Consider the following 25,685-nt stretch of genomic DNA (forward strand, 5'->3'; position numbering starts at 1 on the left):
TTAAGATGATTAAATATTACCTTTGTGTCGACGATACCGACGACCTGACTAAAAAAACCAGTACCGGCAAAATTGCTGAACAGATCAAAAAAGAGGCCGAAGCCCTTGGCAGCACCATTGATTACGGCATCACAAGGCACCAGCTGCTCCTGGATGACGCGATCGCCTACACCTCACACAACAGCTCCATGTGCTTTTCAGGCGCTGTGGAAGAAAAACAGATCAGCGCCCTGTGGGACCGGGCCGTCCGCATTATCCAGACAGAAAAAGCGGAAACCGCTGACCCGGGTCTCTGCCTTTGCCGCCTGGACCAGCTGAAAGCCCCCGAAAAGCTGCTGGCCTTTGGCAAAAAAGCCCAGAGCCGGGTGATCGCAAAGAACGAAGCCTACGACCTTGCCCGCAGCATCGGCGGTACGCGCCTTGAGGAATTCGGCGGTACAGGCATTGGCGTCATCGGGGCACTGGCCGGCGTCGGGCTGAGGCTGAGCGGAAACGACGGCAGCCTCCGCGGCAAGTCCGGCATCGGCACGCTGCAGACCACCCTGAGTACAGCCGAGATGCAAAGCAGGCTCGGCGTCTCACATATCCTTGAGCGCTCCGGCGCTGTGCTGACGCCAGACACTCCGATTTACCTTGAGGACTACGCGAAAATTGTCCTGCTTGACCACCGGCTGGTGGCCGTGGCCAAAAGGGACGACCAGGGCCGCTTTGAGCTCTGCAAAAAATCCGACCTTTATACCGGAGATAAAAAAAACGGGAGCTGGGAGCTGGGCTGTGCCTTTTTCAAACGTGACAACGATGAGGAGGAATGCCTCGACGAACAGGATAAAACCTGCTGCAACTGCCTTTACAGGCGCTGGACAAAGGAGGGCTACCGGTGCAGTCTCGAAAAAAGATAGGTTTTTGCCTATCTTTTTAATTATATAATACTATTTGTCAAATTCATTCCTCTAAAGTACAATGGAGTCATTAAATCTTACGCAAAGGATTTTCATATGGATGCTAAAAAACTCTTTAAATTGTTTATCTCAACCTTCAGCCTGAGCATGTTTACCTTTGGCGGGGGCTACGTGATCGTGCCGCTTATGCGCAAAAAATTCGTCAAAGAGCTGGGGTGGATCGAGGAGCAGGAAATGCTGGACCTCACGGCCATTGCCCAGTCCTCTCCCGGCGCCATGGCGGTCAACGCCTCCATTCTGGTGGGCTACCGTGTGTCGGGTGTCCTCGGCGCTTTTATAGCCATTGTCGGGACCGTACTGCCGCCGCTGATCATTCTGTCTGTCATCTCACTTTTTTACACCGCCTTCCGCGACAACCTGTACGTTGGTTTTCTGCTAAAGGCCATGCAGGCCGGGGTATCCGCCGTCATTGTGGATGTGGTCATTGACATGGGCGGGGATATTTTCAAGGCCCGCAAGGCCCTGCCGGTCATCATGATGGTGATGGTTTTTATCCTCAGCGCTTTTGTGAAAATGAACGTGATTATCCTCATTCTGATCTGCGGTTTGATCGGTGCCCTGGTGACCTTTACGGCGAAACGCACCGGGAAAAAACTTTTGTAGGAGGCGGCCATGATATATCTTCAGTTATTCGTCAGCTTTTTTCAGATCGGTCTTTTCAGTATCGGCGGGGGATATGCGGCCCTGCCGCTCATTCAGGAGCAGGTCGTCAACCTCCACGGATGGATGGATATGACCCAGTTCATTGACATCATTACCATCTCGCAGATGACGCCGGGCCCCATTGCCATCAATGCCGCCACCTTTGTGGGCATCAAAATCGCCGGCATCGGCGGCGCTGTTATCGCGACCGTCGGCTGTGTCACCCCTTCCTGTATCATCGTGCTGATTCTGGCTGCGGTTTACTACCGCTTCCGAAACCTGAACACGATCAAGGGGGTGCTCTCAGGCCTGCGCCCCGCGGTGGTAGCCCTCATCGCCTCAGCCGGCCTTTCCATTGTCATCGTCGCTTTTTTCAAAAACGGTCTGGTCCAGTTCACAGCGGACAACCTTGATTTTGTGGCTGTAGTTCTCTTTGCCGCCAGTCTTTTTATCCTCCGCAAATTTAAGCTCAACCCCATTTATGTCATGCTGGGGTGCGGCGTCATCGGCATGGGCATATACGCGGCCCTCAATTTTATGGGATAGGGTTGTATTAAATTTAAAATAATTGTTGACCACATGGTCTGTTTTCTATATTATAGACTTATAAGTCTATAATATAGAGGTTCTGCTATGAAAAAAGAAGAAAAAACAGAAATCACCAGAGAACGGATCATGGCTGCCGCCATGCGGGAATTCGGGGAAAAGGGTTATTCCGCCGCTTCACTCAACGCCATCTGCGGCGCGGGGATCCCCAAGGGGCTGCTCTACCACAATTTCAAGAACAAGGACGCCCTGTACCTGGCCTGCGTGGCGAAAAGCTTCAGCGCCTTAACGGCTTATCTGAGAGAAAAAGACACGGGCTCTGACCTGCGCGGCTACATGGATGCCCGTCTGCGCTTTTTCCAGGAAAACGAATACGCCACCCGTCTTTTTTTCGAGGCCATCCTCCAGCCGCCCGAGCCGCTCAAAAAAGAGATCAAAGACCTCCAAAAGGATTTTAAGGCCCTCAATCTCGCGCTCTACCAGAAAATGCTCTCCTCCCTGACCTTAAGGCAGGGGGTATCGGAGGCTGACGCACTGGCGTATTTTTCCTTAATGCAGGACATGTTCAATGGCTATTTCAGCAGCCCTGTGTACAGTAACCTGCCTTTTTCTGACATCGTCTCTGCCCACGAGGTCAACCTGTCAAAATTTTTGGATTTTATGCTTTACGGCCTGGCAGAAAGAGGGTGTAAGGCATGATCACCGCTCTTTTAAGACTGCTGCTCACCGTTGCCGCGGCATTTCTGACCGGCAAGCTTGTCTCGAGGATAAAGCTGCCCGCCATTCTGGGCTGGCTCATCGCCGGCATGCTTCTGGGGCCTCACGCCGCGGGCCTTTTAAACAGCGCCATTCTGGAGGCCGGGTGGTACCAGGCCATCATCCATGTTCTGGAGTGCACCGTCGGCCTGATGATCGGTACAGAGCTTGTCTGGAGCCGCATTAAAAAATCCGGAAAATCCATTATCATCACCACGCTCACCCAGTCTCTGGGGACGTTTTTTCTGGTGTCGGCTGTGTTCGGTTTTGTTTTCTGGTTAACGGGCATTCCGCTTTACCTGGCCTTTATCTTCGGCGGCGTGGCCCTGGCCACCGCCCCGGCTCCGGCCCTCTCAATCGTCAGGGAATTTAAAACTGACGGGCCTGTGACCAGAACCCTGATCCCCATGGCGGCGCTGGATGACATGGTGGGGGTGATTGTGTTTTTTACCACCATCGCCCTCGTGGCCGGCAGTATCTCCGAACAGAAGCTGCCAGCCTACATGATCGCCGCTGTGGTGGTGCTGCCCCTGCTTATCGGTGCGGCGGCCGGGCTGCCTGCCGGGCTTATGCTGCGCCGAAAGGCCGCTGCGCCTGCCACGGTGGCTGTTCTCGCCGTCATGCTGCTTTTGACCTCCGCCCTCGGATTTTTATGCAATACCTTCCTGATGCCAAAGCCCGTGCTCAATTTTATGCTCATGGGCATGGCCTTTTCCGCTGTCTTTTCAAACATGGTGTCTCCACAGCGTCTGGAAGAAATCCTCAGCAGCTTTAACCCTGTTCTCGGCGCTGCGATGATCCTTGTGATTCTCAACCTGGGCGCGCCGCTGGATTATCATCTTATCCTGGGGGCGGGCCTGTTCACAGCGCTCTACATCGTGGCCCGGGCCTGCGGAAAATACTGCGGGGCCTGGATCGGCGCAAAGCTGACAAAATCGCCGGATACGGTACGGAAATACCTGGGCTTCACCCTGCTGCCGCACTCGGGGGTTTCGCTGGTCTTTACCGGCATTGCCGTATCGGTGCTGTCTGTTCCCGCGCCGGAAAGCGCCAGGATCATCCAGGGAACCATCGCGGCCGCTGCGGTCATCAATGAGGTGATCGCCGTCATCGCAGCCAAAAAAGGCTTTGAATGGGCCGGGGAATTTAACAGGCTCTGAACATTTCCTCCCGTATGGCTTCGCCCGGCTGAATCACGATAAAACGCTCATCGGCGCTGCCGGTGAGCATTTCGATGACCAGCTCCACGTCGCCATCGGTTTCCTTCAGCTCAAGGTTCAGCTTTTCCGCCACACCGGCGCATTTTTCACGGACACTCTGGTCCTCCACGCCGGTTTTGACAAACATGAGGTACTTATAATTTTTATACATGGCTTTTATGACGCGTAAAGCCCGTTTTTCGCCGTATTTTTCCTTCATGCGGTCATATTCATACCCAAGGCCCTCATCGCCCCATAACCAGCCCTGTGACACGAAATACGAGGTCCGCCGCATTTCGGCGGTATTGGGGTTGTGGCAGAGCAGCACGTCGATGCAGTCCTCTACCTTTGGCAGCACCACCGGGCAGTTTCGAGCCTCAACGCCGGTGAGGGCCTGGCCGCAGTGGCCGTAGAGCAGGTAAATGATCTCCGCGTCCGTCTCCGCATCGATGGCGGCCTGTACCTTTTCGTGGAGCTTTTCCGGCACGTTGTGCAGCTGGTCCTCCAGCCAGTTGAACTTAAAATCCGATTGATTCTCAAGCGCCGCCTCGATCTCCCTGCGAAGCACGCTGCATCCGATAACCACCTTTTTCATTTTCTCCTCCTTCTGCGCCACCCTCTGGGCCGCGCCCCTTAAAGCCATTATAGAAATCTGCGAAAGCCCTGTCAATCCTGCAAAAAAAGAATACAAAAAAGAGCCGTTACCGGCTCTCCATCAACGCGTTTTATTTTCTGACAGTTTCTCCTTAAATACCGCTTCCTCAACCGGCCTGGAATAATAATAGCCCTGGACAAAACGGATGCCGTTTTGCCGCAGAAAGTCAACCTGCTCCCGGGTCTCCACGCCCTCGCAGATGATCCGGAGCTTCAGCACCCGGGCGATATTGACAATGCCGGTGATAAACATGGCGTTGCGGTGCTCGCTCAAATCCCGGTTGATAAAACTCCGGTCGATTTTAATCACATCCACCGGGAGCTCCTGGAGAACGCCCATGGAGGAGTAGCCAGTGCCAAAGTCGTCCAGCGCGACACTGAAGCCCATTTCCCGCAGCCGACGGGTCTGGGTAATGGTCTCATCCCAGTTTTCCATGAGCGTCGTCTCTGTAATCTCGATCTCCAGAAAGGAGGGCGGCACTGACATCAGCGAAGCGATGCGCCTGACCTCGTCGGCAAAGCCCGGGTTGGCGAAATGTCGGCTGGAGAAATTGACCGCCACCGGTACGGCGGGCTCATTGTTTTCAAGCTGTCCGGCAAGGGTCCGGCAGACTTTTTTAAAGATATAAAAATCCAGCTGAACCACAAAGCCGTTGGCCTCAAAAACCGGGATGAAGTGGGCAGGGGAGAGAATTCCACGGACCGGATGGTTCCAGCGCACCAGTGCCTCCGCTCCCACGATCTCCCCGGTTTCAATGTTGTACTTTGGCTGGTAGTAAGCTTCAAACTCCCGCCTGGCAAGTGCGCCGTACATTTCATCCTCAACCTGCTGCTCATGCTCCTGGGTATACTGCATGGCCTGGAGGTCGCTGTCGTTGGCATAGTAGAGCTTAAAGTGGCCCTTTCCCTGCTGCTTGGCGCGGCTGCAGGCCAGATCGGAGCGGTGCAGCACCTCGCGCAGGGGCAGCGCGTCCCTCCGGCTGTCCCAGAGCAGAACGCCCACACTGGCCGATACCGGAAAATCCTTCCGCTCTGCCTGGCCGCTTTCGGGCTTTATCTCGGAGATGGCTTTTATCACCTTCTCGGCTGCCTCCTGAGCCGCCTGCGGTGTCCGGACCGCTGGCAGCAGCATGGCAAACTCCTCTCCGCCGACTCTTGCGGCCTTCCCGCCATATGCCTGTGCGATGCTCTTCAGCCTCTGACCAACCTCTGTCAGCACCTGGTCGCCGACAAGGTAGTCGTACCGGTCGTTAAGCCCTTTAAACTCGTCCATATCCATGAAAAACAAAGCCATTCTGCCGTCCTGTGTCCCGATGGTCTCCTTAATATAGACATCGAAGGCTTCGCGGTTATACAGGCCGGTCAGGCTGTCCTTACGGCTTTTTTCCAGCAGCTCGGCATTTTGATTTTTCAGGTCGTCCACCATGGCGTTAAAGCTCTCGGCAAACTGCTGAATTTCCAGCGATCCGCCGGGGATTAAGCGCTCCGTCCCGTTTTTTCCGGAATTTTTAAGACTCTTATAATAGCGGTACAGGGGGGTAGTCACAAAAAACATCAGAAAAAAAGACAGTACCAGCAGCAGTAACAGCAGGAAAAAATCATAAGCCAGCATGCGGTTCAAGGAGCGCTCCGTCTGGATATTTGAGAGGGTGGTCTCACTGGTTTTCCGCTCGTGCAGCTGGCTTCTGAAGCCTGCCATACTGTCGGTGATTTCATTTTTCTGGTTCTCATAGACGTCGTTAAAGATACTTCTGATGGCCAGCTGTTCCTTCTCCGCCGCGCTGACAGCCTCCTCGCCGTTTTTATAGGCATAACCGGCCACCTCGGCCGGCATTTCGCTTGCGGGGATTCCCACCGCGTCCGCCTTTAAGCGCATGGCGAGAATTTCGGTTTCCATGAGACTGTCGGAGGCCGCCATGGCGTTGTCTAAAAGTGTCTGCTCCGCGGCGCTGATCCCCAGGGCTTTAAGGCCGTCTACGGCGTCCTCGCGGTGGCGGGCGGTGTCTGCCTCCTGCCAGTACTGGTTCATGTAGACCGGATCGCCAGTCGCCACAAAATGCCGCGTGGCGGTGGTGAGATCATCGGAGGCTTTTGTAAATTCCAGAATTTTATCCTCACACTGGTTATGGTTTTCCGTCCGGTCAGCCTCCTCCTGTATTTTCAGACCGACCTTTTGTGTATTGATAAAAGACAGAACGGCTGCGATAATGGCCAGTGCGCAAAAAACAAAGGTGGTCAGCCGCAGACTGATTTTTAGTTTCATCTCTCTATCCCGTTACTTTCTTTATAATAAATCCTCTTCTCATAAAACAACTCAAGTGTAACATTAAATTTTCTCAAAAACAAGCGGCATTTGCAGACGCATCCGGATATTAAAAAAGCGGCCGAAGCCGCCTGTAAATGAAATACGATTCAAAAAATTGTCTGTTATCCTTTCAGAATTTCCAGTAGCTCGCCGGTTGTTTTCTGAAGATTGATGCCGGTTAAAAAGGAACGGCCATTCATGACCGGAATGTCGATGTCGCCATCGAGCTGGCAGGTGCATACAATAATGTCCGGCTTGATCTCAGCCGCTTTCTGGGCGACCTCAGACGCTTTTGCCTGGACCGTTTTCAATTCAATGCCACTTTCCGACGCAATTTTTTCAATTTTTTTGGCAACTACAGTGGAAGTCGCCACAGCGGCGCCGCAGGCCACTAAAACAGTTTTCATTTCTGTACACCATCCATTATTTCTCTGAAACGGCTGATATTTTCCTTCATATTGCCGTTAAACAGGCAGGAACCTGACACGATGACATTGGCGCCGGCTTCGACTACGGTGCTTAAGGTTTCAAAGTTCACGCCGCCGTCTATTTCCAGGTCAACGTCACGGTCGCCGATCATGGCGCGGATGCCCTTTAAACGCTCGGTGGTTTCAGGAATATACTTCTGTCCGCCGAAGCCCGGGTACACACCCATGACCAGAATCATGGAAATATCGTCGATGAAAGGGGCAAGCACGTCGATGGGCGTATCCGGGGAGATTACCAGACTGGCCTGGCTGCCGCATTTTTTAATCAGCTCGATACATTCCCGGGTGTCATCCTCCACCTCAACGTGCACGGTGATGATGTCCGCTCCGGCGTCGGCAAAGCGTTCGATGTATTTCAGCGGTTCACTGATCATCAGGTGGACATCAAAGGGAAGGCCGATGGTTTTCCGGAGGCATTTTACCTGATCTGGCCCGATGGTAATGTTTGGAACAAAATGGCCGTCCATCACATCCACGTGAAGCCAGTCCGCGCCGCCGGCCTCAACGGATTTCAAATCACGGTCCAGGTTGGCAAAATCCGCGCTCAGCATTGATGGGGAAATTTTGTAGTTCATAATGAGTACCTCTCTCTTATTAGTGATCGTCTTACTTTATCGGCTGAAAATCTAATCCAGCCCGTCGATATCTTTTACTAAATTATATATCCACTCGGGGTTTTTTGCACCTGCTATTTTATGTAAAACCATTTCATCTTGTATCATCAGAACAATTTTCTGCAGGGTTTCAATCTGCTTTTCGCCGTCCTTAATGGCTAAGAGAAAAAGAATGGAGACCTCAATGTTCTCCTCAGGCGCGCCCATGCCGTGAAAAACCACGGGATTTTTTAAGGTGAGAAGCGACACTGCCTCCTCCAGCACATTGTCGGGCTCGGCGTGGGGAATGGCGACACCGATGGGCGTTGGCAGCCCTGTCGGAAAGATTTTTTCACGCTCGCAGGCCGCCGTGATGTAGGCCTCATCAATCTTATGGTCCCTTAAAAGGGGAGAGGCGGCGGCCTCTATCGCTTGAAAGCAGTCCGCCGCCTCTACATTTACCTGAATGTATTTCTGATCAATCAGCATTTTTTATTTTTCGTCCAGAATGGAAACCTGGCCGTCCTCGTTTTCCTCTTCCGGGTCCTCTTTATAAACCTTGGATATGGTCGCGATCTGTTCGCCGGCCTGAAGCTTCATCAGGCGGACGCCCTGGGTGTTACGGCCAACCATGGAGATGTCGTTGCCTTCCAGCTTAATAACCACGCCCTGGTTGTTGATCATCATGATCTCGCCGTCCCGGCTGATGACACAGAAGCCGACCAGCTCGCCGGTTTTCTTGGTGACCTTATAGGTCTGGACGCCCTTGCCGCCGCGTTTCTGCGAGCGGTACTGGTCGCCGGAGGTCAGCTTGCCGTAGCCGTTGTCGGATACGCAGAGCACAAACAGGTCATCCGATACAATGTCCATGCCCACAACCACGTCGTCGTCACGCAGCTCGATGCCGCGCACCCCGATGGAGGTACGTTTTAGCGGGCGCACTTCCTTGGAAGTAAACCGGATGGCGTAGCCCTTCTGAGTCCCCATGACAATATCCTCGTTCTCTTCCACCAGGCGGACATTGATGAGCTCATCGCCTTCACGCAGGTTAATGCCGATGATGCCGTTCTTTCTGGAGGAATCGTACTCGGTGAGATCAGTCTTTTTAATGATCCCCTGCTTGGTCGCCATGATCAGGCATTTGTCCGCTGTAAATTCCTTGACCGGAATCATGGTCGTGATCTTTTCATCCGGATCCAGCTGAAGAATGTTGACGATGGCCGTCCCTCTTGCGGTACGGCCGCCCTCCGGCACCTCAAAGGCCTTCAGGCGGTACACCTTGCCCTTATTGCTGAAGAACAGCAGGAAGTGGTGGGTGGTGGTGGTGAAGAGGTGCTCCACAAAGTCATTTTCACGGGTGGACAGGGCTGTGATCCCCTTGCCGCCGCGCTTCTGTGAGCGGTAGGTATCTGCTGAAATCCGTTTGACATAGCCGATGTGGGTCATGGTGATCACCACTTCCTCTTCCTCGATGAGGTCCTCCACGTCAAAGTCTTCCACGTCGATGTCAAAGGAGGTTCTTCGTTCATCGCCGTATTTTTCCTTGATCTCTGTCAGCTCTTCCTTGATGATGTTGAGCACCAGCTGCTCATCCGCCAGAATCGCCTTGTACTCAGCGATCATTTTCTGCAGCTCAGCATATTCTTCCTCGATCTTTTCGCGTTCCAGACCGGTCAGGCGCTGGAGACGCATGTCCAGAATGGCCTGTGCCTGGATCTCGGTCAGGGCAAAGCGTTCCATCAGCTGGATTTTAGCTTCCTTGCCATCCTTGGCCGCGCGGATCAGCGCGATGACTTCGTCGATGTTGTCAAGGGCGATGCGCAGACCTTCCAGAATATGGGCCCGGGCTTCTGCCTTCTTAAGATCAAAGATGGTTCTTCTGGTGATGATTTCCTTCTGGTGCTCGATGTAGTAGTGCAGCACCTGTTTCAGGTTCAGAACCTTTGGTTCAAGCTTTTTCTTATCGTACTCATTGCCCACCAGCGCCAGCATGATAACCCCAAAGGTATCCTGGAGCTGTGTGTGTTTGTACAGCTGGTTCAGGATAATGGTCTCATTGGCGTCGCGCTTGAGCTCGATGACGATGCGAATCCCTTTTTTAAGGTCGGTTTCGTCGCGCAGGTCCGCAATGCCTTCCACGCGCTTTTCCTTGACCAGTTCGGCGATTTTTTCCACCAGCTTGGCTTTGTTGACCATGTAAGGGATCTCGGTGACAACGATCTGTTTACGGCCTTTTTTAGTGGTTTCCATCTCAACCTTTGAACGCACCTTGATGCGGCCGCGTCCGGTACGGTAGGCTTCCTTGACGCCGGCTTTTCCGAGCAGAGTCCCCCCTGTCGGGAAGTCCGGTCCCTTGATATAGGTCATCAGCTCGTCGATGGAAATTTCCGGGTTGTCGATGTAGGCCACGGTGCCGTCAATGACCTCGCCCAGATTATGTGGCGGAATATTCGTCGCCATCCCGACCGCGATCCCGGCAGAGCCGTTGACCAGCAGGTGGGGGACACGGGCCGGAAGGACTTCCGGTTCCATTTCGGATTCATCAAAGTTCGGGATAAAGTCAACCGTGTCCTTGTTGATGTCGCGCAGCATTTCCAGCGCGATTTTGGACATCTTGGCTTCTGTGTAACGCATGGCGGCAGCGCCGTCGCCGTCGATGGAGCCAAAGTTTCCCTGCCCGAAGATGGTCATGTAGCGGGTTGAGAAATCCTGGGCCATACGCACCATGGCGTCATAAACCGCGGTATCCCCGTGCGGGTGATATTTCCCCAGAACTTCCCCGACAATACGGGCCGATTTACGGGTCGGCTTGTCCGGCGTCATGCCAAGCTCGCTCATGGCGTAAAGGATACGTCTGTGGACAGGCTTTAAGCCGTCACGCACATCGGGAAGCGCACGCCCGATGATAACGCTCATGGCATAATCCACATAGCACTCCTTCATCTCTTCTTCAATATTTACTTCTTTTATTCGGTCATATTCGATAATTTCATCCATATTTTAGTTTAACTCCCAATTTTATAATACATCCGCCACAGTGCCCGGCGTCAGATATCCAGATTTTTAACTTTAGCCGCGTTGCGTTCAATAAATTCTTTTCTCGGCTGTACCTTGTCGCCCATGAGGATGGTGAACACCTCGTCGGCATAGGCCGCGTCGTCGATATTGACGCGGTTCAGGATACGGACAGAGGGGTCCATGGTGGTTTCCCAAAGCTGGTGGGCATCCATTTCCCCAAGACCTTTGTAACGCTGGATGGTGTACTTGCTGCGTTCCTTGTCCTCAAACATTTTGTCGAGGGCCTTTTCGTTGTAGATATACTCGACATGCTGTCCTCTGGCGACCTTAAAGAGCGGCGGCTGGGCAATATACACATAGCCCTGCTCGATCAGGCCGCGCATGTAGCGGTAGAAGAAGGTTAAAAGCAGTGTACGGATGTGCGCGCCGTCGACGTCGGCATCGGTCATGATAATGATCTTGTGGTAACGGGCCTTCTCAACGTTAAAGTCTTCACCGACGCCGGTACCAAAGGCTGTGATCATGGATTTCAGCGTATCTGCGGTGAGAATACGGTCGAGACGGGATTTCTCAACGTTCAGGATCTTACCCCGCAGCGGCAGAATCGCCTGGATTCTGGAGTCACGGCCGGATTTGGCCGAGCCGCCCGCGGAGTCCCCTTCCACGATAAAGATCTCGGACATGGCCGGATCCTTTTCACGGCAGTCCGCCAGCTTGCCCGGCAGGGCTGTGGTGTCCAGAGCGCTTTTACGTCTGGTGAGCTCACGGGCTTTTTTGGCCGCTTCACGGGCTCTGGACGCGCTCAGGGTTTTTTCGATAACGGTTTTGGCAATGGTGGGATTTTCCTCCAGGAAAGCGGAGAGCTCATCACCGACAATGGTTTCAACAATCCCCTTGACCTCGGGGTTACCAAGCTTGGTTTTTGTCTGTCCCTCAAACTGCGGGTCCAGCAGCTTGATGCTGATGATGGCCGTCAGACCTTCACGTACATCCTCACCAGTCAGGTTTTTGTCATTGCCTTTGATGTAGTTATTCTTTCTGGCATAGGTGTTGATGGTGCGGGTCAGGGCGCTCTTAAAGCCGTTCAAATGGCTTCCGCCCTCTGGGGTATAGATATTGTTGGCGTAGGAATAGATGTTTTCAGAATAGCCTGCCGTGTACTGGAAGGCAATCTCAAGGCTGTAATCATCCATTTCCTTTTCATAATACGCGATCTGTTCATAGAGCGGATCCTTGTTCTTGTTCATGTACTCGATATAAGAACGGATACCGCCTTCGTAGCAATAGGTTTCCTTGCGCTTTTCAGCTTCACGCTCGTCAATCAGCGTAATGGAGACGCCTTTATTCAAAAAGGCCAGCTCTCTGAGGCGGTGCTCCAGCACGTCGAAATCATATACCAGCTCGTCAAAAATATCCGGATCGGGCTGGAAATGGATGGTGGTGCCTGTGCGGTTGGTGTTGCCGGTCACTTCAAGCTCAGAGGTTTTCTTTCCCTTGGAAAAGGTCTGGTGGAAAATCTTCTTGTTCTGCTTAACCTCAACGGTCAGCTCAGAGGAGAGCGCGTTGACAACGGAAACCCCAACGCCGTGGAGACCGCCGGATACCTTGTATCCTCCTCCGCCGAATTTACCGCCGGCGTGAAGAACCGTCAGGGCCAGCTCAACCCCGGTCTTTTTCATTTTGTGGTTCATATCTGTGGGAATACCGCGTCCGTCATCCACAACGGTGATACCGTTATTTTTATCAATGGTGGCCACGATATTTTTACAGTAGCCCGCCAGGGCCTCGTCGATGGAGTTGTCCACGACTTCGTAGACAAGGTGGTGGAGCCCCTGCTTTCCCGTGCTCCCGATATACATCCCAGGTCTTTTCTGGACAGCCTCAAGGCCCTCCAGCACCTGTATCTGGTCGGCAGTATAGCCGTTTTGTTCATTTTTCAAATTGTCTGACATAAAAACCTCCGTTTGTTACCAAAGCTAACAGTGATCAGCTTCTAATTGTTTTCCATTCTCTATTTTAATCATCTTTGAATGAAGTTCGGTGTAATTTTCAATAAAACTGCTGTCCGTACAGGTGATAAACGCCTGGGTCTTTCCCAAAATGGAAAGGATATTGCGCTGGCGTCTGTCATCCAGCTCGGACAAAATATCATCAAGGAGCACCACAGGGTAATCCCCGGTGCTTTCCCTGTAAATTTCAATCTGAGAAAGCTTCAAAGAAATAGCAGCTGTCCGCTGCTGTCCCTGTGAGCCGTATTTTTTTGCATCCTTATTGTTTAAGTGAATCAGAATATCGTCCACATGGGGTCCGTAGGTGGTGGACCCGCGGGCAATGTCCTCCTGTCTGGAGGCCCTCAGCTTTTCTCTGAAAATCCGTTCAAGGTCCGAAAACTCCTGAGGATTTTCAAGAACATTATTCTGATAGAAAAGCACCAGCTCCTCACGGCCGCCGCTGAGCTCACGGTGAAGCTCACGGGCCTTTATATTCAGCCGTCTGAGGTAATCAATGCGGTAGCGCATGAGTGCCGCGCCGTATTTGACCAGCTGCTCATCCCAGGAATCCAGGGTAAGGGCCAGGGTACTGTCGTACTTTATTTCCTTGAGCAGGGCATTGCGCTGATTGTGTATCTTGGCGTAATTCTTTAAAACATAGAGATAGTTGGGCTTAAAGCCGCTGATCTCATTGTTCATAAAACGCCTTCTTTTTTCCGGCCCTTCCTTGACGATCTTCAGGTCGTCGGGCTCAAATAAAATGGTGGTCAGAACGCCCAGCACTGCGTCGCGCCGGGTTTCCTTCTTACCATTTAAAAGAATGGTCTTTTTTTTATCCTGCATCTTGATGGACAGGGTATGGGAAATATCCTCTTTGACAATATCCGCCTGGACAAAAAAACCGGCTTCGTCAAAGTCCACCATATCCATGAGCGTTCCCGTCTTGTGCGAATAGCCCCTGGAGAGCAGGTGGATGCTCTCGACCAAATTGGTTTTTCCCTGAGCATTCTGGCCGCAGATGACATTGATGCCCGGCGAAAACGCAAAGGTTTCATCCTTGTAATTCCGGTAATGGACGAGGTGCAGCCTGGTGAGAATCATTGGGCGGCGGCAACCTCAAAGCTTCCGGCGTCCTCAACCTCAACCACATCTCCGGGACGGAGCTTTTTTCCGCGCATGGTACAGATTTCTCCGTTCACACGCACCATTTCATCCTGAATCACCATTTTTGCGTCGCTGCCATTACCAACCAGTCCGGCAAACTTAAGAAGCTGATCCAGCTTTATGAACTCCGTGTTAATTTCGATAATTTCCATATTTATTCCTCTTTAAGTTTGTAAGCCTTTTAAAAAATAGTTTTTCTCGCGTTTTCCCCTTAAAATTGGAAATACGCTTGAAAAACAGCAATAAAAAGTACATACATAAGATAGTATACCACAAATAAAAAAGGATTTGTAAACAAATCCTTTAAAATCATGATTTTTCTTAATGATAATACAGGTTTTTCTCTGAGACAAAAAAACTCATGCTTCCTCAGCGATTCGGACTGGCAGGATCAGGTAAATAAATTCATCTGAACCGCCAGCCGGCACGATCACAGCCGGTCCCACAGAGGTGGTCAGCTCAATACTCATCTCATCCCGGTCAATAACCTTCAGCGCGTCGATAAAAAATTTGGAGTTAAAGGCGATCTTGATGGGGTCGCCCTGGTTTTCAATGGGAATGACCTCAAAGACATCCCCGATTTCCGCGTTGGAGGTCAGGATCAGCTGGTCAATGTTAAAGTCCATTTTGATCAGGTTGTTTTTCCCCTCTCTCGCCAGAAGCGCGGCGCGCTCGCTGCTCTCTAAAAGAAGCTTTCTGGAAACCTTGACCTGAGTGGCCTTTTCGGTCGGGATAATGTGCTTGTAATTGATGAACTCGCCCTCGAGCAGGCGGGAGGTAAACTGGGTATTGCCCATTTCAAAGAAGATCTGTGTTTTTGAGAACTTCACGATGACATTTTCATTGTAGCCGGATAGCAGCTTGTTGAGCTCGTTCATGCTCTTTCCGGGAATAATCACAGAAATGCTGCCGTCGATGGGCTCCTTGAGCTTACCCCTTTTTAAAGAAAGGCGGTAGCCGTCCAGCGCGATCAGGCTGATGGCATCATTTTCGATTTCCATTTTAAGACCGGTGAGCACAGGAATGTTTTCGCTGACAGCCACCGAGAAGATGGTGCCGCGGATCATTTCCTTTAAAACCCCCGCCTCAATGACAAAGCTGTGCTCCTCAATGACTTCCGGAAATTCCGGGAACTCATCGGTGGGGAAGCCTTTAATGGTAAAGTTTGACAGAAGGCACTCAATTTTCACCTGGTTTGAGTCGTCTTTTTGGAAAAAAACCTCTTCTCCCGATAATTTACGGATCACTTCGGTGATCAAATTGGATGATAAAATAATCTCACCATCCATGTCCACGTTGGCTGGAAGGCTGGTTTGAACGCCGATTTCCAAATCGGTGGAAGTTAAAACCAGTTGATTATTGTATACCTGAAACAAGATTCCCTCAAGCACAGGCAGGGTCGTTTTGTTGGATACCCCCTTCTGGGCAATGGATAAAGCATTGATAAGCGCGTCGCGTGAGCAGCTGAATTTCATAAAGGCACCTCTCTTTTGGGAAGGCTGCTTCCCTGAATATTAAATAATATATAAGTATTTATTTTAGTAATAATAGTAGTAGGGACTGTTGGGACTGTGGATAACTCAGAAAACAGCGGAGGACTGCGAAAATCCAAAGTTATTCACAGTGGACAAGCTGTGGACAAACAAGGGGGTACTATGTTGAGAAAAATCAGGTTATCCACAGGGTTAAGGATCGTATTTTAACTAAAAAATCTTTTAATATCCTTCGGATGATTTTTTAGTTAAAATGCGTTAGCCTCGTTACCGAACACTCGGGAGCTGCCGCTCCCTTTTCGTGTTCGGCCAAATTTTTTCAAAATTTGGACTCGGCGTCAGTTTCCTGTAATCTCTTTCTGTATCCGGATGATCAGATTTTTAAAATCTGTGTTGGCTTCCATCTCCTCGTTGATCTTCTGGCAGGCGTGAATGACTGTGGAGTGGTCGCGTCCGCCGAACTCCTCGCCGATTTTGGGGAGAGAGAGGTCGGTTAAATCGCGGGTCAGGTACATGGCGACCTGCCGGGGCAGTGAAATGGCCTTGGTTCTTTTTTTGGAGTCAATGTCTTCAATGGTGACGTTGAAATATTTAGCGGTCATTTCCTTAATATAGGTACTGTTGATGACGATGTTTTCCTTGGCCTTGAAAATATCCTTCAGGGCATCCTTGGCTGTTTCCAGACAGATGGGCTCGCCGTGGAGCTTTGAGTAGGCGACCACTGTGGTTAAAGCCCCCTCGAGCTCTCGGATATTGGAATGGATGCTGTCCGCGATGAAGCTGAGCACATCGTTCGGGATCTCTTCCTTGTAGGATTCGGCTTTTTTACGCAGGATGGCAATTCGCGTTTCAAAGTTCGGGGCAGAGATATCAGTGATAAGCCCCATCTCAAAGCGTGAGCGCAGGCGTTCCTCGAGCTTTGGAATTTCCTTGGGCGGACGGTCTGAGCTGATGACGATCTGCTTGTTTTCCTCGTGCAGGGCGTTGAAGGTATGGAAAAATTCTTCCTGTGTTCCGTCTTTGCCGGCCAGAAACTGGATGTCGTCGATGAGCAGGATATCCACGTTGCGGTATTTATTTCTGAAGTCGATGTTGTTCTGGTTCTGGATGGCGTCGATGAATTCATTGGTGAATTTTTCGCAGGACACATAGACCACCTTCTTGGTGGGCGCATAGGATAAAATATAATTGCCGATGGCCTGCATCAGATGGGTTTTCCCAAGACCGACGCCCCCGTAGATAAACAGAGGATTGTACCGCTCGGACGGCGCCTCGGATACGGCCACGCAGGCCGCATGGGCAAAGCGGTTGTTTTCACCGATGACAAATTTTTCAAAGGTATACTTGGGATTCATGCTGCCGCCGTTGCTGGCAGGCTTTAAGCCTCCCTCCGGTTTAGGCATGGGAGCGCTCTGTTCGGCAATATCCGGTACTTCCTTTTCGGATAAAACGATCTGAACCTTGCATTCCTGTTCCATCACCTGGGTCAGGGCGTTGGTGATCAGGGCTTTGTAGCGGGTTTCAAGCATACCGCGCTCAAAATCATTGTCCGAAATAAGGTAAAAAGTGCCGCTGATTATTTTAAGCGGCTTCGTATTTGTAAACCAGGTATTGTAACTGAGCTCAGACATCTCTTCCTTAATAAGGCTCAGGGCTTTCTCCCAGATTTTTACAATTGAATCATCCACAGGTCAACCTCCGATTTGTTTGTGAGTATTGGGCTATTTTAATTAAGAGTCTATGCACAAAAAATAAACAGGGTTGTGCACAGGTGTTAAATTATTTTAATTGTAAACACAGATGTTAATAAAAAATAAAGATTTATCCGCAAGAAAAACCGCCTAAACAAGCCGGTTTCAGAGTTTTTATCAAGTTGTGCACAGCTTATCCATAGACTAATAAACAAAAAACGAAAGCTGTGGATATTTATTAACAGTATAGTACAGTATAACAAAGTCCTGTGGATAATTCAATAAGCTTAAATCAGATTGTGGATAAAAAAACGGGTTTTTACCAGATTCGGACAAAAAATACCAGAACAAAAGACCTGAAAAAAACAAAGGAAAACATGGCTTTTTGAGAAAATTTCTTGACAACAGGGAGCCAAAATTATATAATCCTAAAGTAAAAGTCTAATATGCTTATGAAAACAAAATGATGATAAATCGGAAAGTCAGGGGGTGTCGTAATGAAAAGAACATTTCAACCAAAAGTAAGACAGCGTAAAAAAGAACATGGTTTCAGAAAAAGAATGTCTACCACAAGTGGTCGTGTCATTTTAAAGAAAAGAAGATCTAAAGGTAGAGCAAAATTATCTGCATAGACTTGTATGGACCGTTTAAGACTCTTGAACGGTCTTTTGTTTACTATGGCTTACCTGTAAATCAGGTAAAAACTCAATGTCAGGAGTAATTTTTTTGGCAAAAATTTGTACATTAAAAAAGCAGAAAGACTTTAAGCTTGTGTACCAAAAAGGGAAGGTCTTTGGCAATCGTAATCTTGTGATGCATTATTTAAAAAATGGGAAAGATACCAATCGTCTGGGTATCATAGTGAGCAAAAAAGTTTCCAACCGCGCGGTTGTGCGCAACCGTATCCGGAGACAGCTCAAGGAAGCCTACAGGCTTAATGAAAATCAGTTTGCACTGGGATATGATTTAGTATTAATTGCCAAAGCCAGCTGTAAAGATGAAAAATATCCGGTTATCGAAAAATCTTTAAAGCATTTATTTTATAAGAAAAATCTTATGAGGCAGGATCATGATTAAAAGGTTTATCTTAAAATTGATACGAGGCTATCAGCGCTATATTTCGCCCTGTCTGCCGCATTCGTGTCGGTTTTTACCAACCTGTTCAGAGTATTGCTACCAGGCCGTACTAAAATACGGTATATTCAAAGGACTGTTCCTCGGTACCAAAAGAATTTTAAAATGCCATCCCTTTCATCCGGGTGGCTATGATCCGCTCCCCTGAAAAATTCAGGGGAAATTTTAAAGGAGCTATTGCATGCATATTTTATATCAGGCATTTGGGTTTGTACTGTTTCAAATCTATAATTTTGTTCAGAATTACGGCGTGGCCGTCATTCTGTTTACCATTCTGGTAAAATTCTGTATTTTGCCGCTGAACATCAAACAGACAAAATCCATGAGAGAAATGCAGGCGTTACAGCCTGAACTGCAGAAGCTGCAGAAGAAGTATAAAAATAATCCGGACAAGCTCAATCAGGAGACCATGAAGCTGTACAAGCTGTACAATGTCAGCCCAATGGCAGGCTGCCTGCCGCTTCTGATCCAGCTGCCCATTATTTACGCTTTGTTTGGAGCGCTGAGAGATCCTGGAAAATGGGTATTTACCAACGGCGATGTATCAGCCATCAGCCAGCAGTTTTTATGGATTCCTGATTTAGGGAACCCGGACCCGTGGTACATTCTGCCCATCCTTTGTGTGGTCTTTACCTTTATTACACAGAAGTTTACCATGTCTGTACAAAAGGGAACCATGGATAAGTCGGCTGAAAAAACCCAGAACATGATGCTCTACATCATGCCGATCTTCATCGGCTTTGCCGCCATCAGTATGCCGGCCGGTGTCGCACTGTACTGGGTGGTTCAGAATGTCTTTACCTTTGTCCAGCAGTTTATCATGCTGCGCAAGCCTGCTGAAAAAGTTGACCCGCGCGAAGCCGAAAAACGTGTTGAAGAAGCAAAACGCGAAGAGATTAAAAAGAAAAAGGAAGAACGCAAGCAGCAGAGTGAAGCCAGAGCAGAAGCCATGGCGGCTCAGTCCGGCAAAACCGTGAAAAAGAAGGAAGAGCCGACTGACAGAAAGCCGTTGACAAGACCGGCTTCCAGCAAAAAGGTAAAACGCCAGACGATCACGAAAATCCCTGAACGGGGTGCTTCGGTGGAAGAGCCGGAAAACGAATAGGATTATGGGAATGACGCTCTGGTCCCTGGCCGGAGTCGGGATATCTGCTAAGGAGAAGAATCATGAATAAAATGGTAGTTGGTAAAGGAAAAACCATTGAAGATGCCATTAATGCAGGTTTAAAAGAATTGGGAGTAACGCTGGACGAGGTGGAAACCAACGTCGTTCAGGTACCGGAATCCGGCGTTTTTGGTATTTTCGGAAAAAAGGAAGCGGTTGTTGAGGTCACGGTGTTAAACAATGCCGGTAAAAAGGCAGAGGTCTTTTTGGGTGAAATGCTGGATGCCATGAATATCCCATGCACCATCACCTCACATTTGGAAGACGATGTGCTTCATGTTGAGCTTGAGGGAAAAGATATGGGGATTTTGATTGGCCGCCGCGGCCAGACACTGGATTCCCTTCAGTATCTGGTGAGCCTGGTGGTCAACCGTTCCGGCGAAAAATACATCCGTGTGGTTCTGGATACGGAAAATTACCGCAGTAAACGCCAGAAAACCCTGGAAGCGCTGGCTGAAAAGATGGCCTCAAAAGCGGTGCGTTACGGTAAGAAAATGTCGCTTGAGCCCATGAATCCGTCTGAAAGACGAATCATCCACGCAAAGCTTCAGAACAGTGACAAGGTCTTTACCTTCAGCGAGGGCGATGAGCCTTACCGCCATGTTGTTATCCAGCTAAAGGATAAATAAGGCGATGAAGTCCTGTTATAGGTTTATTTCAAAAACTATGCTATAATGTTAAGGAAAAACACTTTGATTCTCATAGAATTAAAGTGTTTTTTCTAAATTAAGGCCTTCATTAGCCATTACCAATGAACAATCTTTTGTATTATTTATTGTTAATTGTTAAAACAAGTAAAGGAAATAAAAATGAACGAAGCATTCTTAAATGAAGATACCATCGCCGCCGTTGCCACTGGACTTGGCGGCGCGGGCATTGGCATTATACGCGTCAGCGGACCGGAGGCAGTGGCGATTGTCACCCGGCTTTTTGTCAGTCACGCCGGTAAAACCGTGGAAGGGGCAGAGTCCCATAAGCTGCTTTACGGCAACATCCTCGAGCCTGAGGATGGAAAAATTATCGACGAGGTTCTGGTTTCAAAAATGAAAGGCCCCTTCTCCTATACCGCTGAGGATGTGGTGGAAATCAACTGTCACGGAGGGATTGTATCGCTGAAAAAAATCCTGGACGCTGTCATCCGCTCGGGCGCGCGTCTGGCAGAGCCGGGCGAGTTTACAAAACGCGCCTTTTTAAACGGCCGGCTCGATCTGGCACAGGCCGAGGCGGTTATGGACATTATCTCGGCCAAAACCGAAAAGAGCCTGGAGTATTCTGTTGGCCAGCTTGAGGGAAAGCTTTCTCAGCGGCTGGGCGCCATCGATGATCTGCTCATTGATGTCATGGCAAATGTGGAGGCCAACATTGATTACCCGGAATACGATATCGAGGAGGTCACCACCGCGTACCTGAATGACCATATTCAACAGGCGATCGATATGGTCGGCACACTGCTCAGGGCCTCTGAAACCGGGAAAATTTACCGCGAGGGCATCACTACCGCGATTCTGGGTGAGCCCAATGTCGGGAAATCCTCGCTGCTCAATACCCTGTTAATGGAAAACAAGGCCATTGTCACCGAGATTCCGGGGACGACCAGGGATATTATTGAGGAATACATCAACATTGGCGGTATCCCCTTTAAGATTATTGATACGGCCGGCATCCGTGAAACAGATAACCTGGTTGAGCAGATCGGTGTGGAAAAATCCCGCCAGCTCATTAAAAACACCAACCTTATTTTGTTTATGACGGATCTCAGCCGTCCTTTCTCTGAAGAGGAAAAGACGCTGATCGAGAAGCTGGACCCATCAAAAACGGTTTTTATTGCCAATAAAACAGACAGCATGATCGAGAGCCGGGAGATTCCAGAGGGGTGGCTGCCACTGTCCTTAAAAGAGGATAAAGGCATCGAGGCGCTCAGGAACAGGATGCTCGAGATGGTCATGGGCGGCTCGGTGGATCAGGAGGCTGACTATATTGTCAATAACGTGCGCCACGTCCATTTGCTGGAGGAAGCCATGACCTGTCTGAAAAACGCCCTTGAAACCATTGGCATGGGTATGCCGCTGGAGCTTGTCTCCATTGATATTAAGGACGGGCTTGAAAAGATCCGCGAGATTACCGGACGTTCGGTGGGCTCGGACATCGTCAATCAGATATTCAAGAATTTTTGTATCGGAAAGTAGAGGAGTATTATGAATTATCAGGGAGGAAGCTTTGACGTGGTGGTCATCGGCGCCGGGCACGCCGGTGCGGAAGCGGCTTTGGCGGCTGCGCGTCTGGGTTTTGAAACCTTATTATTAACCATTAATCTCGATTCTGTGGCCATGATGCCCTGCAACCCGTCCATCGGCGGAACGGGTAAGGGGCACCTTGTGCGTGAAATTGATGCACTGGGGGGTGAGATGGGAAAAAATATCGACGCCACCATGATCCAGTGCCGCATGCTGAACACCGGTAAAGGGCCGGCGGTCCACTCCCTGCGGGCGCAGGCTGATAAAAAGGCCTACCAGTTCCGGATGAAGGAAGTCATCGAGAACCAGGAGCATCTGCTGCTAAAGCAGCAGGAGGCCACCCGTATTATTGTGGAGGACGGCCGGATTACCGGGGTTGAGGTACAGACCGGCGCGGTTTACCAATGCAGGGCCTGTGTCATCTGCACCGGTACGTATCTTAAAGGGAAGATCTTTATTGGAGAGGTTCAGTATGACGGCGGGCCAAACGGTCTTTTTCCCGCCATGCAGCTGTCTGACAGCCTTCTGGAGCAGGGCATCGAGCTTCAGCGCTTTAAGACGGGCACGCCTGCCCGGGTGGATTCCAAAACTGTGGATTACGCCAAAATGCAGATACAGTACGGCGATGATAAAATCGTTCCCTTTTCCTTTGAAACCGAAAAGATTGAGATGGATCAGGTCCCCTGCTACCTGACTTACACCAACGAGGAGACCCACCGGATCATCAATGAAAATATGGAACGGTCGCCGCTGTATACCGGCGATGTGGTCGGGATCGGCCCGCGTTACTGTCCTTCCATTGAGACCAAGGTCATGCGCTTTGCGGACAAGCCAAAGCACCAGATTTTCATGGAGCCAGAGGGCCTGCACACCAACGAGGTCTATGTGCAGGGGATGTCCTCCTGCCTTCCGGAGGATGTGCAGATCGCTCTTTACCGCACTGTTCCGGGCATGGAGAATGTGGAATTTATGCGCTCGGCCTACGCCATCGAGTATGACTGCATCTACCCGACGCGCCTGAAGGCCAGTCTGGAATCCAAGGACATTAAGGGGCTTTTTTTCGGTGGGCAGATCAATGGAACCTCGGGCTACGAGGAAGCCGCTGCTCAGGGATTGATCGCGGGTGTCAACGCGGTGCGCGCCATAGAGGGGAAGGAACCCGTTGTTCTGGATCGCTCCCAGGCCTATATCGGCGTTTTAATTGATGATATTATCACCAAGGGAACAGAAGAGCCCTACCGCATGATGACCTCCCGGTCCGAATACCGCCTGCTTCTGCGTCAGGATAACGCCGATCTCCGCCTGACGCCCATCGGCCATGAGATCGGTCTGATCTCAGATGCGCGTTACGCGGCATTTTTAGAAAAAAAAGCCGCGGTCGAGCAGGAAAAGAAAAGGTTAACCCAGTTAATTATTAAACCCGGTGAACAGACGAACAAAGCACTCCAGGAAATTGGAAGTTCACCCATTAAAAGCGGTGTGACCCTCGCTGAGCTTATCCGTCGCCCAGAGGTGGGCTACGCCAATACCGCGGCGCTTGACCCGGACCGCCCGGCACTCTCCGACGCTGTGTGCGAGCAGGTGGAGGTTCAGATTAAATATGACGGTTATATCAAAAAGCAGATCGCTCAGGTGGAACAGTTTAAAAAAATGGAAAAGAAGCTGATTCCGGAAAGCATTGATTACAGCGCCATTGGCGGCCTTCGTCTTGAGGCCGTGGAAAAACTGACAGAGATTCAGCCAAAATCCATGGGACAGGCTTCACGTATTTCAGGCGTCTCTCCGGCAGATTTGTCTGTTCTGCTCATCTATCTGGAACAAAACCGCAGGCAGGCGCCAGTGGAGGAAAACAAAAATGAATAATATTGAAAAGCTGATGGCAGCCGGTGAAAAATGCGGTATTCCCATTGACGAAGCACAGAGCCGCCAGATGATTCTTTATATGGAAAAGCTGCTCGTTATGAATGAGAAAATCAATGTCACCCGGATTACAGATGTGGATGAGTTCATCGAAAAGCATCTGATTGATTCTCTGACCTGCCTGCCTCATATCTATAAAAGGGCTCAATCAATTTTAGACGTGGGCACCGGAGGAGGCTTCCCGGGCGTGCCGCTGGCTGTTATGCTGCCGGACGCAGAGATCACCATGATGGACGCCACCGGAAAGAAACTGAGGGTGATTGAGGATATCTGTCGTGAGATTGGGATCAGTAATGTGGCGTTTCTTCATGGAAGGGCAGAAGAGTTTGGAAAAGATCCTGCCTACCGGGAAGGTTATGACTGTATTGTCTCCCGCGCGGTAGCGAACTTATGTTTACTTTCGGAGCTTTGTCTGCCCCTTGCAAGGAAGGGCGGACAGTTTATCGCCCTTAAGGGAAAAAATTATCTCGATGAAATGGATGAGGGAGAAAGAGCCATCAAAGTTCTTGGAGGAAAAATAACCGGAATAGAATCCTGTTTATTACTGCAAAGCGACTTGGTTCATGTTATAATATTAGTTGACAAAGTAAAAAACACACCGGTGAAGTTTCCGAGATCCTTTGGAAAAATTAAGAAGGAACCTTTCCCGGGTTAAGATGTTTCACGTGAAACATATCATATGAAACACATGCAGGAGATAATCAAATGAAGAGTATTATTGAATCAAATGTTGAACAGATACCAGTTGATAAAATCCTTCCTAATCCTAATCAACCAAGAAAACATTTTGAGGATTCAGCCATTTCAGAATTGGCGGAGTCCATAAAATCCTTTGGTGTTATACAGCCCATCCAGGTGCGGAAGATCAGTGACGCGTTTTATGAACTGGTTTCTGGAGAACGGCGGCTGAGAGCCAGTAAGGTAGCAGGGGAGGAAACCATCCCGGCAATCATCGTGGAAATGTCCGACCAGGATTCCGCTTTGATCGCCATCATGGAAAATGTTCAGCGTGAAGACCTGACCTATTTTGAGGAAGCCGAAAGCTACCGGCAGCTCATGGAATACTATAACCTGACCCAGGACCGCATCGCAGAGCTTCTCGGGAAATCCCAGTCCTTTGTGGCGAACAAAATCCGGTTATTAAAGCTGGACCCGTCCATCATCGAAACCCTGACTGAAAACAATCTGACAGAACGCCACGCGCGGGCGCTTCTGCGCATTCCAGATACAGAGCTGCAGGAAGAGGTTTTGAAGCAGGTGGTCAAAAAAGATATGACGGTCAAAAAGACCGAAGAGCTGGTCGAGAAAATCCGTAAGGATGTGCTGACTAATAATTATGAAGAAAAGCTGACGCCTGAAAAAAAAGCCCGTGTCAAATCCTTTATCAATGCGCAGATCTACATCAACACCATAAAAACGGCATTTAAGGCTGTGAAGGAAAGCAGAAACACAGCAGAGTATAAGGAGATTGAGCGGGACGACTATGTCGAGATTAAAATCATTATTCCCAAATAAGGCGTGATGGAAAAGACCGGCTGTTTTATTCCAAACAAAGGTTTAACACATAACATCAGAGAAACGATCTTGCTTCTTCTTTTGAAGAAGCATTTTTATGCAAAAAAATATTTAAGATACCAATTAAAAATGGACAAACCAGTCCGTTCTTTATTATAATATTAGAGTACAAACTGTGCCGAGATTATGTATGTTTCACGTGAAACATGCTGGAAAGG

General features: G+C 49.8%; 25 protein-coding genes. 14 read left to right on the forward strand and 11 right to left on the reverse strand.

The window, feature by feature from the left end; translation table 11 throughout:
- The first annotated feature begins 5 nt into the window (after positions 1–5).
- The 5 genes from I2B62_RS13595 to I2B62_RS13615 all read left to right on the forward strand — a co-directional run bounded on the left by I2B62_RS13595 (position 6) and on the right by I2B62_RS13615 (position 4,063).
- Entirely contained in the window at positions 6–899 is an 894-nt protein-coding gene (locus I2B62_RS13595) for a DNA-binding protein (protein ID WP_195269620.1), read from the forward strand.
- A gap of 96 nt (positions 900–995) precedes the next feature.
- On the forward strand, positions 996–1,562 hold the full coding sequence (locus tag I2B62_RS13600) for a chromate transporter (RefSeq protein ID WP_195269621.1): 567 nt from the start codon (positions 996–998) through the stop codon (positions 1,560–1,562).
- A gap of 9 nt (positions 1,563–1,571) precedes the next feature.
- Positions 1,572–2,147, forward strand: coding sequence for a chromate transporter (locus tag I2B62_RS13605; RefSeq protein ID WP_195269622.1), 576 nt, complete (start codon positions 1,572–1,574; stop codon positions 2,145–2,147).
- Positions 2,148–2,234: 87 nt separating this feature from the next.
- Positions 2,235–2,846 (forward strand): TetR/AcrR family transcriptional regulator, encoded by a 612-nt coding sequence (locus I2B62_RS13610; RefSeq protein WP_195269623.1) that lies wholly within the window; start codon positions 2,235–2,237, stop codon positions 2,844–2,846.
- Positions 2,843–4,063: a cation:proton antiporter gene (locus I2B62_RS13615; protein WP_195269624.1), complete on the forward strand. Its 1,221-nt coding sequence runs from the start codon at positions 2,843–2,845 to the stop codon at positions 4,061–4,063. The genes I2B62_RS13610 and I2B62_RS13615 overlap by 4 nt, the downstream gene beginning before the upstream one ends.
- Here I2B62_RS13615 and I2B62_RS13620 read toward each other — a convergent pair.
- The 11 genes from I2B62_RS13620 to dnaA all read right to left on the reverse strand — a co-directional run bounded on the left by I2B62_RS13620 (position 4,050) and on the right by dnaA (position 17,496).
- On the reverse strand, positions 4,050–4,697 hold the full coding sequence (locus I2B62_RS13620; RefSeq protein ID WP_195269625.1) for a DUF1638 domain-containing protein: 648 nt from the start codon (positions 4,695–4,697) through the stop codon (positions 4,050–4,052). The genes I2B62_RS13615 and I2B62_RS13620 overlap by 14 nt on opposite strands.
- A 120-nt stretch (positions 4,698–4,817) precedes the next feature.
- A complete protein-coding gene (locus I2B62_RS13625; RefSeq protein ID WP_195269626.1) occupies positions 4,818–7,019 on the reverse strand; it encodes a bifunctional diguanylate cyclase/phosphodiesterase in 2,202 nt (733 codons plus the stop codon).
- A gap of 164 nt (positions 7,020–7,183) precedes the next feature.
- Positions 7,184–7,468, reverse strand: a complete 285-nt coding sequence (locus I2B62_RS13630) for a PTS sugar transporter subunit IIB (RefSeq protein ID WP_195269627.1) — start codon at positions 7,466–7,468, stop codon at positions 7,184–7,186.
- The gene (gene rpe, locus I2B62_RS13635; protein ID WP_195269628.1) at positions 7,465–8,124 is read right to left on the reverse strand and encodes a ribulose-phosphate 3-epimerase; all 660 of its coding nucleotides are present in this window, start codon (positions 8,122–8,124) and stop codon (positions 7,465–7,467) included. Before rpe ends, I2B62_RS13630 begins: the two co-directional genes overlap by 4 nt.
- Positions 8,125–8,175: 51 nt before the next feature.
- On the reverse strand, positions 8,176–8,631 hold the full coding sequence (locus I2B62_RS13640; RefSeq protein ID WP_195269629.1) for a PTS sugar transporter subunit IIA: 456 nt from the start codon (positions 8,629–8,631) through the stop codon (positions 8,176–8,178).
- 3 nt (positions 8,632–8,634) lie between these two features.
- Positions 8,635–11,139: a DNA gyrase subunit A gene (gene gyrA, locus I2B62_RS13645; protein ID WP_195269630.1), complete on the reverse strand. Its 2,505-nt coding sequence runs from the start codon at positions 11,137–11,139 to the stop codon at positions 8,635–8,637.
- A gap of 50 nt (positions 11,140–11,189) precedes the next feature.
- Complete coding sequence (gyrB, locus tag I2B62_RS13650) at positions 11,190–13,112, reverse strand: DNA topoisomerase (ATP-hydrolyzing) subunit B (RefSeq protein WP_195269631.1); 1,923 nt, start codon at positions 13,110–13,112, stop codon at positions 11,190–11,192.
- Positions 13,113–13,136: 24 nt separating this feature from the next.
- Complete coding sequence (recF, locus tag I2B62_RS13655; protein WP_195269632.1) at positions 13,137–14,252, reverse strand: DNA replication/repair protein RecF; 1,116 nt, start codon at positions 14,250–14,252, stop codon at positions 13,137–13,139.
- Positions 14,249–14,467, reverse strand: a complete 219-nt coding sequence (gene yaaA, locus I2B62_RS13660) for a S4 domain-containing protein YaaA (RefSeq protein ID WP_013378367.1) — start codon at positions 14,465–14,467, stop codon at positions 14,249–14,251. The genes recF and yaaA overlap by 4 nt, the downstream gene beginning before the upstream one ends.
- A 207-nt stretch (positions 14,468–14,674) precedes the next feature.
- Positions 14,675–15,790 (reverse strand): DNA polymerase III subunit beta, encoded by a 1,116-nt coding sequence (gene dnaN / locus I2B62_RS13665; protein WP_195269633.1) that lies wholly within the window; start codon positions 15,788–15,790, stop codon positions 14,675–14,677.
- 356 nt (positions 15,791–16,146) lie between these two features.
- The gene (dnaA, locus tag I2B62_RS13670; RefSeq protein WP_195269634.1) at positions 16,147–17,496 is read right to left on the reverse strand and encodes a chromosomal replication initiator protein DnaA; all 1,350 of its coding nucleotides are present in this window, start codon (positions 17,494–17,496) and stop codon (positions 16,147–16,149) included.
- A gap of 500 nt (positions 17,497–17,996) precedes the next feature.
- On the opposite strand from dnaA, the gene rpmH reads away from it, so the two are divergent.
- The 9 genes from rpmH to I2B62_RS13715 all read left to right on the forward strand — a co-directional run bounded on the left by rpmH (position 17,997) and on the right by I2B62_RS13715 (position 25,467).
- Positions 17,997–18,131, forward strand: a complete 135-nt coding sequence (gene rpmH, locus I2B62_RS13675; protein WP_013378361.1) for a 50S ribosomal protein L34 — start codon at positions 17,997–17,999, stop codon at positions 18,129–18,131.
- 94 nt (positions 18,132–18,225) lie between these two features.
- Positions 18,226–18,576 carry a ribonuclease P protein component gene (gene rnpA / locus I2B62_RS13680; protein ID WP_224168776.1) on the forward strand — a complete coding sequence of 117 codons (351 nt, stop codon included), beginning with the start codon at positions 18,226–18,228 and terminating at the stop codon, positions 18,574–18,576.
- Complete coding sequence (gene yidD / locus I2B62_RS13685) at positions 18,569–18,781, forward strand: membrane protein insertion efficiency factor YidD (RefSeq protein WP_013382839.1); 213 nt, start codon at positions 18,569–18,571, stop codon at positions 18,779–18,781. The genes rnpA and yidD overlap by 8 nt, the downstream gene beginning before the upstream one ends.
- A 33-nt stretch (positions 18,782–18,814) precedes the next feature.
- A complete protein-coding gene (locus I2B62_RS13690; RefSeq protein WP_195269635.1) occupies positions 18,815–19,738 on the forward strand; it encodes a YidC/Oxa1 family membrane protein insertase in 924 nt (307 codons plus the stop codon).
- A 62-nt stretch (positions 19,739–19,800) separates the two neighbouring features.
- On the forward strand, positions 19,801–20,427 hold the full coding sequence (gene jag, locus I2B62_RS13695; RefSeq protein ID WP_038353309.1) for an RNA-binding cell elongation regulator Jag/EloR: 627 nt from the start codon (positions 19,801–19,803) through the stop codon (positions 20,425–20,427).
- Positions 20,428–20,607: 180 nt separating this feature from the next.
- On the forward strand, positions 20,608–21,984 hold the full coding sequence (mnmE, locus tag I2B62_RS13700; RefSeq protein ID WP_195269636.1) for a tRNA uridine-5-carboxymethylaminomethyl(34) synthesis GTPase MnmE: 1,377 nt from the start codon (positions 20,608–20,610) through the stop codon (positions 21,982–21,984).
- 9 nt (positions 21,985–21,993) lie between these two features.
- Positions 21,994–23,895 carry a tRNA uridine-5-carboxymethylaminomethyl(34) synthesis enzyme MnmG gene (gene mnmG / locus I2B62_RS13705; RefSeq protein WP_195269637.1) on the forward strand — a complete coding sequence of 634 codons (1,902 nt, stop codon included), beginning with the start codon at positions 21,994–21,996 and terminating at the stop codon, positions 23,893–23,895.
- Positions 23,888–24,607, forward strand: coding sequence for a 16S rRNA (guanine(527)-N(7))-methyltransferase RsmG (gene rsmG / locus I2B62_RS13710; protein WP_195269638.1), 720 nt, complete (start codon positions 23,888–23,890; stop codon positions 24,605–24,607). The genes mnmG and rsmG overlap by 8 nt, the downstream gene beginning before the upstream one ends.
- A gap of 50 nt (positions 24,608–24,657) precedes the next feature.
- Positions 24,658–25,467 (forward strand): ParB/RepB/Spo0J family partition protein, encoded by an 810-nt coding sequence (locus I2B62_RS13715; protein ID WP_195269639.1) that lies wholly within the window; start codon positions 24,658–24,660, stop codon positions 25,465–25,467.
- Positions 25,468–25,685: the final 218 nt, after the last annotated feature.

The sequence above is a fragment of the Eubacterium sp. 1001713B170207_170306_E7 genome, assembly GCF_015547515.1.
Taxonomy (GTDB): Bacteria; Bacillota; Clostridia; order Eubacteriales; family Eubacteriaceae; genus Eubacterium.

Excerpts from the sequence above, each read along its gene's own strand:
- I2B62_RS13595 (WP_195269620.1), top strand. The coding sequence starts at position 6 with ATGATTAAATATTACCTTTGTGTCGACGATACCGACGACCTGACTAAA.
- I2B62_RS13600 (WP_195269621.1), top strand. The coding sequence starts at position 996 with ATGGATGCTAAAAAACTCTTTAAATTGTTTATCTCAACCTTCAGCCTG.
- I2B62_RS13605 (WP_195269622.1), top strand. The coding sequence starts at position 1,572 with ATGATATATCTTCAGTTATTCGTCAGCTTTTTTCAGATCGGTCTTTTC.
- I2B62_RS13610 (WP_195269623.1), top strand. The coding sequence starts at position 2,235 with ATGAAAAAAGAAGAAAAAACAGAAATCACCAGAGAACGGATCATGGCT.
- I2B62_RS13615 (WP_195269624.1), top strand. The coding sequence starts at position 2,843 with ATGATCACCGCTCTTTTAAGACTGCTGCTCACCGTTGCCGCGGCATTT.
- I2B62_RS13620 (WP_195269625.1), bottom strand. The coding sequence starts at position 4,697 with ATGAAAAAGGTGGTTATCGGATGCAGCGTGCTTCGCAGGGAGATCGAG.
- I2B62_RS13625 (WP_195269626.1), bottom strand. The coding sequence starts at position 7,019 with ATGAAACTAAAAATCAGTCTGCGGCTGACCACCTTTGTTTTTTGCGCA.
- I2B62_RS13630 (WP_195269627.1), bottom strand. The coding sequence starts at position 7,468 with ATGAAAACTGTTTTAGTGGCCTGCGGCGCCGCTGTGGCGACTTCCACT.
- rpe (WP_195269628.1), bottom strand. The coding sequence starts at position 8,124 with ATGAACTACAAAATTTCCCCATCAATGCTGAGCGCGGATTTTGCCAAC.
- I2B62_RS13640 (WP_195269629.1), bottom strand. The coding sequence starts at position 8,631 with ATGCTGATTGATCAGAAATACATTCAGGTAAATGTAGAGGCGGCGGAC.
- gyrA (WP_195269630.1), bottom strand. The coding sequence starts at position 11,139 with ATGGATGAAATTATCGAATATGACCGAATAAAAGAAGTAAATATTGAA.
- gyrB (WP_195269631.1), bottom strand. The coding sequence starts at position 13,112 with ATGTCAGACAATTTGAAAAATGAACAAAACGGCTATACTGCCGACCAG.
- recF (WP_195269632.1), bottom strand. The coding sequence starts at position 14,252 with ATGATTCTCACCAGGCTGCACCTCGTCCATTACCGGAATTACAAGGAT.
- yaaA (WP_013378367.1), bottom strand. The coding sequence starts at position 14,467 with ATGGAAATTATCGAAATTAACACGGAGTTCATAAAGCTGGATCAGCTT.
- dnaN (WP_195269633.1), bottom strand. The coding sequence starts at position 15,790 with ATGAAATTCAGCTGCTCACGCGACGCGCTTATCAATGCTTTATCCATT.
- rpmH (WP_013378361.1), top strand. The coding sequence starts at position 17,997 with ATGAAAAGAACATTTCAACCAAAAGTAAGACAGCGTAAAAAAGAACAT.
- yidD (WP_013382839.1), top strand. The coding sequence starts at position 18,569 with ATGATTAAAAGGTTTATCTTAAAATTGATACGAGGCTATCAGCGCTAT.
- I2B62_RS13690 (WP_195269635.1), top strand. The coding sequence starts at position 18,815 with ATGCATATTTTATATCAGGCATTTGGGTTTGTACTGTTTCAAATCTAT.
- jag (WP_038353309.1), top strand. The coding sequence starts at position 19,801 with ATGAATAAAATGGTAGTTGGTAAAGGAAAAACCATTGAAGATGCCATT.
- mnmE (WP_195269636.1), top strand. The coding sequence starts at position 20,608 with ATGAACGAAGCATTCTTAAATGAAGATACCATCGCCGCCGTTGCCACT.
- mnmG (WP_195269637.1), top strand. The coding sequence starts at position 21,994 with ATGAATTATCAGGGAGGAAGCTTTGACGTGGTGGTCATCGGCGCCGGG.
- rsmG (WP_195269638.1), top strand. The coding sequence starts at position 23,888 with ATGAATAATATTGAAAAGCTGATGGCAGCCGGTGAAAAATGCGGTATT.
- I2B62_RS13715 (WP_195269639.1), top strand. The coding sequence starts at position 24,658 with ATGAAGAGTATTATTGAATCAAATGTTGAACAGATACCAGTTGATAAA.